Origin of the sequence: Pseudomonas sp. PA-6-3C (assembly GCF_021605825.1) — a bacterium.
Classification (GTDB): domain Bacteria; phylum Pseudomonadota; class Gammaproteobacteria; order Pseudomonadales; family Pseudomonadaceae; genus Aquipseudomonas; species Aquipseudomonas edaphica.
In genome coordinates this window covers 1-9,146 of sequence record NZ_WKDV01000084.1, presented here as the reverse complement: position 1 = coordinate 9,146, position 9,146 = coordinate 1, and the positions used below count along the sequence as shown (strand labels likewise).

The 9,146-nt window shown below is 59.1% G+C and carries 9 protein-coding genes; 5 read left to right on the top strand and 4 right to left on the bottom strand.

What is annotated here, in order from left to right:
• Positions 1-156: 156 nt before the first annotated feature.
• Positions 157-1,050, bottom strand: a complete 894-nt coding sequence (gene cynR, locus GIW48_RS29445) for a transcriptional regulator CynR (RefSeq protein WP_186617810.1) — start codon at positions 1,048-1,050, stop codon at positions 157-159.
• Between the two features lie 111 nt (positions 1,051-1,161).
• Here cynR and GIW48_RS29440 point away from each other — a divergent pair, with 111 nt between their 5' ends.
• The 4 genes from GIW48_RS29440 (at position 1,162) to GIW48_RS29425 (ending at position 5,120) form a co-directional block, all read left to right on the top strand.
• The gene (locus tag GIW48_RS29440) at positions 1,162-1,803 is read left to right on the top strand and encodes a carbonic anhydrase (RefSeq protein ID WP_017136973.1); all 642 of its coding nucleotides are present in this window, start codon (positions 1,162-1,164) and stop codon (positions 1,801-1,803) included.
• A gap of 31 nt (positions 1,804-1,834) precedes the next feature.
• Entirely contained in the window at positions 1,835-2,305 is a 471-nt protein-coding gene (gene cynS / locus GIW48_RS29435) for a cyanase (RefSeq protein WP_236460815.1), read from the top strand.
• Positions 2,306-2,372: 67 nt separating this feature from the next.
• Complete coding sequence (locus GIW48_RS29430; protein ID WP_170037900.1) at positions 2,373-3,596, top strand: amidohydrolase family protein; 1,224 nt, start codon at positions 2,373-2,375, stop codon at positions 3,594-3,596.
• Positions 3,597-3,812: 216 nt separating this feature from the next.
• A complete protein-coding gene (locus tag GIW48_RS29425; RefSeq protein WP_236447898.1) occupies positions 3,813-5,120 on the top strand; it encodes a hypothetical protein in 1,308 nt (435 codons plus the stop codon).
• A 179-nt stretch (positions 5,121-5,299) separates the two neighbouring features.
• Here the strand turns inward: GIW48_RS29425 and GIW48_RS29420 are convergent, their stop codons facing one another.
• The gene (locus tag GIW48_RS29420) at positions 5,300-6,340 is read right to left on the bottom strand and encodes an alpha/beta hydrolase family protein (protein ID WP_138451184.1); all 1,041 of its coding nucleotides are present in this window, start codon (positions 6,338-6,340) and stop codon (positions 5,300-5,302) included.
• 208 nt (positions 6,341-6,548) lie between these two features.
• On the opposite strand from GIW48_RS29420, the gene msrA reads away from it, so the two are divergent.
• Positions 6,549-7,055, top strand: coding sequence for a peptide-methionine (S)-S-oxide reductase MsrA (msrA, locus tag GIW48_RS29415; RefSeq protein WP_138451182.1), 507 nt, complete (start codon positions 6,549-6,551; stop codon positions 7,053-7,055).
• A 134-nt stretch (positions 7,056-7,189) separates the two neighbouring features.
• On the opposite strand, the gene GIW48_RS29410 is transcribed toward msrA, so the two are convergent.
• Positions 7,190-7,513, bottom strand: a complete 324-nt coding sequence (locus GIW48_RS29410) for a DUF6124 family protein (protein ID WP_138451181.1) — start codon at positions 7,511-7,513, stop codon at positions 7,190-7,192.
• A 622-nt stretch (positions 7,514-8,135) separates the two neighbouring features.
• The coding region (locus tag GIW48_RS29405; RefSeq protein ID WP_236490696.1) for an acyl-CoA dehydrogenase at positions 8,136-9,146 on the bottom strand (1,011 nt) is incomplete at its 5' end.

Below are 9,146 nucleotides of genomic sequence, written 5' to 3'. Positions count from 1 at the left end.
GGGCTGCGAAGTAGCCCTAAAATCAGGCGCTGCGTTTTTTCAGAAAGGACGCGGTGGCATTACTGGGGCCGCTGCGCAGCCCAACGCGGGGCAAGCCCGCTCGCCACAACAGCCCGTTCAGCCTGTAGCATCGCAGCGGTGCGACGATTCGGCACGTCAGCTCCCTTCTCCCAGTGCGACCGCCACCTCCTTGGCCACCTCGATAAACGCCCGCGCCGCCGCACTCTGGTACACCCCTTTGCGCTGCATCAACACCGCTGTGCGCTGCAGCCGCTGCGGCCCCAGTTCAATCGCGACCAACTCGGGATGCGCCCGTGCAATCGCGGCCGGCAATAGCGTCGACAGCGTGGTCCGGCGCACCACCTCGATCAGTGCGCCGATCACATTGGCCTCCATCACCACGCGCGGGCGGATGCCATGCTGGTTGCAGTAGCGGTCGATCTGCTCGCGGGTGGCGAACGCCTTGCTGAGCAAGATCAGCGATTCGCCGTTCAGCGCCTGCAACCCGATGGCTGCCTCGCCTGCCAGCGGGTGTTGGTTGCCGACCACCAACGCCAGGGTTTCCACCAGCAGGGGATAGCTGTCGATGTCGGGCGCGTGCACTTGATCAAAGGCGATGCCCACATCCAGCTCGTCAGCCAGCAACTGGTTCTCCATCTGCTCCTGGGCGACCTCGCGCACGTTCAGCGTGATGTTCGGATAGCGGCGGTGAAAGGTTTCCACCAGCGGCCCTACGAGGTAAGTGGTGAAGGTGGGCGTGACTGCAATCCTCAGCGTTCCACGGCTCAAATCACCCACGTCATGGATTGCACGCTGGCCTTCCTGCAGTTCCTGCGCTGCCCGTAGCGCATAGCGCAGGTACACCTCACCGGCATCGGTCAGACGGGTCTTGCGCCCTGAGCGGTCAAACAACTGCGCGCCGAGGTTTTCTTCCAACTGCCGCACTTGCTGCGACAGCGCCGGCTGCGAGACATGCAGGGCCGTCGCTGCCTTGGTAAAGCCCTGATGCTCGGCGACAGCAAGGAAGTAATGGATATGGCGCGCCAGCATGCTTGTACTCATAAGATTATCTGATGATCTTGATCATATATGAGACTTTTACCTTATTTAAGTGGCTGCGTAACCTTTGCTTCATCGCATCGCGAACCAAAGGAGTCACCCATGCAAGACATCATCGACGGTTTCCTGAAGTTTCAACGTAACGCCTTCCCCGAGCGTGCCGGCCTGTTCAAAGACCTGGCCAACCAGCAGAGCCCGCGGGCGCTGTTCATCTCCTGCTCCGACAGCCGCCTGGTGCCAGAGTTGGTCACGCAGCGCGAGCCGGGCGACCTGTTCGTGATCCGCAACGCCGGCAATATCGTGCCGTCCTACGGCCCCGAGCCGGGCGGTGTGTCGGCCTCGGTGGAGTACGCCGTCGCCGCCCTGCAAGTCAGCGACATCGTGATTTGCGGGCATTCCGATTGCGGCGCCATGACCGCCATCGCCACCTGCAAATGCCTGGACCACATGCCCGCCGTGGCCGGCTGGTTGCGCTACGCTGACTCCGGCCGGGTGGTCAACGAGGCCCGCCAGCATGTCGACCAGCACGCCAAAGTCGCCTCCATGGTGCGCGAAAACGTCATCGCGCAATTGGCCAATATCCAGACGCACCCTTCAGTGCGCCTGGCCCTCGAAGAAAAACGCGTAACGCTGCACGGCTGGGTCTACGACATCGAAAGTGGCTGCATCCAGGCCTTCGATGGCCGTACCGGCCAGTTCGTCGCCCTTGCCGACAACCCGACTGCGCGCGCCGTTTCCTACTAACACCTTCCTTTTTACCCACTGAGATAACCCCATGATCCAGTCGCAAATCAGCCAGACCACTCGCCTTGCCCTGACCGACGTCATCCTCTTGGCTAAAGCCCGCAAAGACCTGTCGTTCGCCCAGATCGCCGAAGGCACCGGCCTGCACGAAGCCTTCGTGACCGCCGCCTTGCTCGGCCAGCACCCACTGCCCGCCAGCGCCGCTCAAGCCGTTGCCGACACCCTGGGCCTGGATGCGGATGCCGTGCTCCTGCTGCAAACCATCCCGGTGCGCGGCAGCATCGGCAACGGCATCCCGACCGACCCGACCATCTACCGCTTCTACGAAATGATCCAGGTCTATGGCACCACGCTCAAGGCGCTGGTCCACGAGAAGTTTGGCGACGGCATCATCAGCGCGATCAACTTCAAGCTGGACGTCAAAAAGGTTGACGACCCGGACGGTGGCTCCCGCGCCGTGATCACCCTGGATGGCAAGTACCTGCCGACCAAACCGTTCTGATCAGCTGAGTAACGGCCCGGCGCTGCAAGGCGCTCGGGCCACGGCAGCGATATTGAGGGTCGCAGTTATGGATTTGATCTTTCGTCATGTACGCATCGACGACGCACGGCCGCTGATGGATGTGGCAGTCAATAACGGCAAGATCATCGAGACCGCGCCGAACATTTCAGCCCACGCCCGGCAGGAAATCCAGGGCCACGGCAACGTGCTGATACCGGGTTTTGTCGAAGGGCACCTGCACCTGGAAAAAGCCCATGTCATGCACCGCAAGGCCAACCGTTCGGGCACGCTGAAAGAGGCGATTGCCGTCACGGCCGAACTCAAACCCACCTTGACCCGCGACGACATCCTCGATCGCTCCACTCAAGTACTGCGCGACCTGGTGCAAGCCGGCACTACCCACGTGCGCGCCCACGCCGAGTTCGACCCCGAGCAAGGGTTTACCGGCTTTGATGTGGTGCTGGAGTTGCGCGACAAACTACGCGACGTGATCGATATCCAGGTGGTCGCCTTTCCACAGGAAGGCATTCTGAAGCTACCGGGCATGCAGGCCATGATGGTCGAGGCCATGGAGAAGGGCGCCGACGTGGTGGGTGGCATTCCGTACAACGACAGCTCGGCGCACGCACACATCGACTATGTGTTCAGCCTGGCCCAGCGTTACGACAAGGATATCGACTTCCACCAGGATTTTGCCGACAACGCCGAGCACATGAGCATTGAATACCTGGCTCGCAAGACCATTGAACACGGCTATCAAGGCCGTGTGTGTGTCGGGCACCTGACCAGCCTGGGCGCCGTACCTGTGCACAAACAGCACGAAATCATCGCGCTGATCCGCGAGGCCGGCATCAGCGTAATGTGCCTGCCCGCCACCGACCTGCACCTTGGCGCACGCAACGATGGTCACAACGTGCGCCGCACCCTGGCGCCGGTGCGAGCCCTGCGTGATGGCGGCGTGAATGTGTGCCTGGCCACCAACAATATCCGCAACGCATTCACCCCGTTTGGCACCGGCGACTTGCTCAATATTGCGCAGTTGGCCATTCCCGCCTGCCACCTGGGCGGAGCGGATGATCAGGCCACGGTGTTGCCGATGCTCACGAGCAACCCGGCTAAAGCCTTGGGGCTTAAGCACTTTGGGTTAGCACCGGGCAAGGCGGCGGATCTGGTGTTGTTGGATACGCAAGCGGTGGGGGATGTGATTCTTGATCTGCCCGCGCGTCTGATGGTGCTTAAGCGCGGGAAGATTGTGGCGACGTCGGTGTGTCAGCGATCGGTGGTTTTCTGAGCGCTGTTCAACGTCAGAGGAAGTGCTGCATGGCGGCTATAGTGTGAATCCCCCCGCAGTATAAAGAGCTATGATGCCGTCAACGCAAAGCCTGTCAGCAATAGCGGCAGTATCGCGACTCTCTCGGTTCCCCACAGCGGTCTCCCATGCCTGTAGCACAGCCTGGGTATGCGGAGCCTGCAAATCGATAACGCTCTGACGAACAAGGATGTTTCCATGAAAAAGTTAGCGTCGGTTTCTGCCGATATTTTCCACAAGCACTACGCTGATAACGCCTATGTGAGCGCACATGGGGCAAAGTCCCTCGACCAGACGCATATCGTTACCTATACCCACTACAAACAGTTGCAGGGTGCCGGGTATTTTTTGAATGTTAATTTTATCGGAAAGTCCAAAGCACCCAGAGTAATTGTCGGTATTGGGGGGCTTGGCTTTGACTTGGACCGTGCCAAGTTCGAATACCAGCTAACAAAGTTTATAAAGTACCTGCCCGCGCATGTCGAGCTGTATGTTCATGCTGCGTGCCACGTGAAAATGCTCAGTTACGGTTCCGTGACAGTGTTGGGCTCACAGAATATTTCGTCGACGTCATTGCCGTATTTGGATGCGCAGGCGTCGCCGATCTCAAGACACCATGAGGTGCAAGTTGAATTTCAAGACGCTGATTTGACCTGCGCGCGGGCGATTTTTAATGAAATTTTATGCGACCCCAGCCTGCATATAAAGCTATCTAGAAAAAGTATTGCCACTGATATAGTTGAGCATTTACTTAAGGGGTTCAGCTACGAGGTTCATAAGAGAAATATGGAGCTTGCTAACGCCTTGGAGACATTTCTCGGTAAGGCTGAATTAATAGAGAAACGCCTGGTTTTTGTTCCGGGAGCTGTAGAAAATCGATGTTTGGTTTCGTTGGTTCAGCGCATTTATGCAGCTAAAGTGGTGACGGAAGATCATGTCGATGAGTTGTTTGAAGTTCTCTATGCTGACGTAGGTGACTTTCTGTTGGATGAGGAATTTACGGATGACGTGTTTGAGATATCCCGAACTATAGAGTCGGTCAATGAGGCGTCTTTACCGGAAAAGGATCAGGTGCTCCCTGTTCTTAGGTCTATCTACTCAAAGGAAATGCCGCTGGCTGAAGGTGAAGCATTTTCCGAGTTTATCGACGAACTCAAGAGCGTTATAGAGCACCATAACGTTACTGACGCTTTGGCATTTGCCAATCAACACCAGGAACGCTTGGTGCAGAAGATTATAGAGAGTCCGGACTACAAACAGCAGGCGATAATGGACGCCACGGATAATGATGGGAGTATGGTTGAAGGTCGCATTCGTGACGCGCTATTAGACGGTCGCATTGACTTTAGTGGGTACGAAATGGAGTTGAATCTGGCTCAGTTTATTTCGGCCTTGCACGCCGTTATTGAGTCAAGCTATCTCGCCGTTGTGTTTAATACCTTTGAGAGGATGGGTGAGATGCACGCTAAACTTCTCAATATTTATCAGCGTGAATTGGGTGCGTAAGAATATTGCAGTCGGCAGTTAATGCCCGTTACCCCGGTGCAATGCGTTTTCTACCCCTCATTTTAGTTCCTACTGCTCCGAAAGATGGAGGGGAGCTTCGGTAATCCGAAAACTCCCCTCCATCGCGCGGTTCATGCCGTTGTGCACCTTGGCGAGCAATTCATTGGATAGCCTGTCCTTTAATGGCGAGCTGTCTGCCCCAGAAACCCCGTAATCAACCCCACCACCTGTTGCTGAATCACCGCCCGTGGCCGCCCACCCTCGCCATCACGGCAAATCATGCCATCGCCCGGCGAGCTTTCCTCAATCAACGCGATCGCGCCCGGTTTGCAGATCGACATAAAGCTGAAGTGCGTGGCGTCGCTGATTTCCACGTACTGCGTCGTGGCTTTTGGCAGGCGCTTGACCAGGTTGGCGGATTCCAGGTTGGGGTCCATATCCTCGGTTGGCACGCCGCCGGCGATAACCAGCGCAGGCACCTTGAATGCCGCCAGGCTGGCGTCGGTCATGCCGCGTGACAGGCCCAGGTCCAGAGACACGATGGCGGTGACGCGTTTGTCGCTCAAGTCCGCAGCCAGACGCGCTTTGCCGTCGGGTGTCGCGGCGGGGTTCATCTCATGGTAGCCGATGCAACCGCCCAGCTTCGGGTGGGCGGCGCAGTCGCGGGTGAACAGGTCAGGGTCGAAGCGCGCGCCGGCGATTTCCAGCACGGTCCAGCCGCCGAGGGAATGGCCGACAGCAGTAATGTGTTGGTTCGCCACCGCGCCAAACTGTTGCGGTTGAGCCAGCACCGCGTCGATAGCGCGGCTCAGGTCGGCCGGGCGTTGCCATAGCTGTGCGGCGGCTTGCGGGTTGCGGTCCTTGGTGGTGGTGCCGGGGTGGTTGACCGCCGCGACAATGTAACCTTTGTGCGCCAATGCACTGGCCAGCCACACCTGTTTGCCCCAGTTGCCGCCGTAACCGTGGGACAGCACCACCAGCGGATGCTCGCCCGCAGCCGGCGGCGCGTCGGGCACGGCGAGGGCGCCGATGAAGACCGCGTTGTCGGCGATCAGCGTGGGTTTGGCTGAGGTGGTAGCGGGGTACCACACCACCAGCTCCAGTGGGCGATTGTTGTGCGCATCGTGCAGGGTGGTGGTTTTGAAACCGACCGAGCTTTCGTCGGCGAAGGCGGGGGCGGCCAGGCAGAGCAGGAACAGCGCGCGTAGAGCGGTTTTCATTGTTGTTATCGTCCTTGATTTAGGTAGCGAATCATCACCTGAAACCCTGTGGTCTGCACATCCCCTGTTTGCAGTTAATACCCGCCCCGTTGGGGATCGTTTCGCTAGCCCGTTCGTCTGTCAGTGTTTGAGATTAATCGCCTGTGCCACCTTGGTATTGGCCAACCCAGCCCCATAACTACCCTCGTATCCACTGAGGGCGCAGACCATGACCAACCCAACCGAAACCGCCATCCTTGCCGGCGGCTGCTTCTGGGGCATGCAAGACCTGTTGCGGCGCTATCCTGGTGTACTCAGCACGCGTGTCGGCTACACCGGCGGCGATGTGCCGAATGCCACGTACCGCAACCACGGCAACCATGCCGAAGCCATCGAGATTGTGTTTGACCCGGCGGTGATCAGTTATCGGCAGATTCTGGAGTTCTTTTTCCAGATCCATGACCCGAGCACGCCTAACCGCCAGGGCAATGACACGGGGCCCAGCTATCGCTCGGCGATTTATTACTTGAGTGACCAGCAGCGCGACATTGCCGAAGATACGGCGGCCGACGTGGACGCGTCGAAGCTGTGGCCTAGTCGAGTGGTCACCGAGATTGAGCCGGCAGGGCCGTTCTGGGAGGCGGAGCCTGAGCATCAGGATTATCTGGAGCGGATACCGAATGGGTATACCTGCCACTTTATTCGGCCGAACTGGAAGCTGCCGAAGCGGGCTTGAGGGCCGCCGAGATGATCGTTGCAAAATGTGGGAGCTGGCTTGCCTGCGATTACAGTGTGTCAGTCAATAAATTAGTTAACTGATCCTCCGCCATCGCGGGCAAGCCCGCTCCCACAGGGTTTTGTGTTTGATCGTTAGCCGGCGGCCTCGCGCTCCAGCAGCCTGTCCATCAATAACACCCCCAACTCACTCAACTGGTGAATCGCCAGCGCCACGTCGCGCTGTTTTCCCGTCAAATCTTCTGACAGGTCGAGCAACAAGGCAGTGACCGAGGAAAAGGTTTCGTAGCTGTTGGTGATCAGGGTTTCGTTGCTGGCATCGGCCGCGACGTTGAACAGCGAAGGTGGTGACAATGCCGGGTCGGCTTTTGGATTGAGGTAGTGATCAATTGCGCGATGCGCGGCCTGGTTGAGTTTCAGGTCCGGTTCGCTTGGAGGGTTCGGCGTTATTTTGAACATACTTGGAATTTCCCACTTTAGGGCCGCCACCTCTGAGCTACTAAACAAAGGGGTGGCAGCTGTGCACAGGTTAGTAGACCGGGGAATTCCAAGAAAGCCGGCGCGCCCGAAGACGCCCTGCACACAGCCACCATCAAGCACGGACGAAGCCGTCCGACAGATGAAGCTCATGCACTGACTGGAATAACCCCGGGCTACTAAACCCGATCACTGAGTTGTCAGCGACCGAGCAACCTTAGAGACGCCCACCACAGCGCACAAGCCGGCGGATTCTGACGCAAGCGTAGGCAAGGGAGCAAGGCGCTGTGGCTTCGGACTTTCCTGTTTCAGGCTTCGTTGTAGGACATGAGCCTTACGCCGAACAAAATGTGGGAGCTGGCTTGCCTGCGATTACGGTGTGTCAGTCAATAAATTAGTTAACTGATCCTCCGCCATCGCGGGCAAGCCCGCTCCCACAGGGTTGATCGTTCCCACGCTCCGCGTGGGAATGCCGCCTCAGACGCTCCGCGTCCAGCCGTCGACGCCTATTTTAAGGCCTGCGCAATGTGACGCGGAGCGTCACGGGATGCATTCCCACGCGGAGCGTGGGAACGATCATGCGGGTGCTGTGTTGGGTGGTTGATTAGGCTTTGGCTACGCCCACTCGCCACTGCGCGGGCGGCAGCAACCCATTCACCAGGTAATTACCGACGATCCGCGACTTGTACACCCGCGGGTTATGGTTCGCCAACGTGCGCGCATTGCGCCACAACCGGTCCAGCGCCTTGTCGCTGGCCGTGGCACTGGCGCCCAGTGCGTCAAACAACCCGGTGGTCGCCGCCAGTGTTGCATCCACCACGGGATTGACCGCCAGGCACACCTCCAATTCCGCCAACGCAACCTGCGAGTCGTCATCCTGCAGCGGCTGGTCTCGCGCAATCACATACTGCGCCGTCTGATCCAGGCGCTGCGCCGCGTGCTGGGTGATGGCTTGTGCGGCGTAGGCTTGACTGGCGACTTCGCCAATCACTTGCAGCAACTGCACATCCTGGGCGGCGGTGTCGGCGTTGCCGGTGGTGAAGGTGCGGGCGCGCTGGCTGAGTTCGGCGGCGCCGCTGAGTGCGGCGCGGCGGGCGATGCCGGCCAGGGTGGCAAGGTGGTAGATCTGGTAGAACGACTGGCCATAGGCGAAGCGTTGGGTGGTGGGGCGCACATCGTCATCCACCACCGGTGCGTTGTCGAAGAGGCAGGTGCCGCTGGCGGTGAGGCGTTGGCCGAAGCCATTCCAGTCGTCGATGATCTGCACACCGGGCGCCTTGAGGTCGACCACCAGGCTGTACACCACACCGTCTTCGCCGGTGGCCACGGTGTTGATCAGGTCACTGTAGAGCGCGCCGGTGGTGTAGAACTTTTTGCCGCTGATGCGCAGTGTGCCATCGGTGTGGCGGTGCAGGCGGGTGCCGAAATCGCCACGGGCCTGGTTGCCGACTTCGGTGCTGCCGGGGGAAAGCAGGGCGCCTTGGCCGAGGCGGTCGAGCCATTGGGCGCGCCAGTCGCGGTCTTTGGCGCATAGCACGTCTTCGCAAAAGCCAAAATGCCCACGCAGTGCCTGGGTGATGTTGGAGTCGGCGGCGGACAGTTCTGTCAGCAGCGC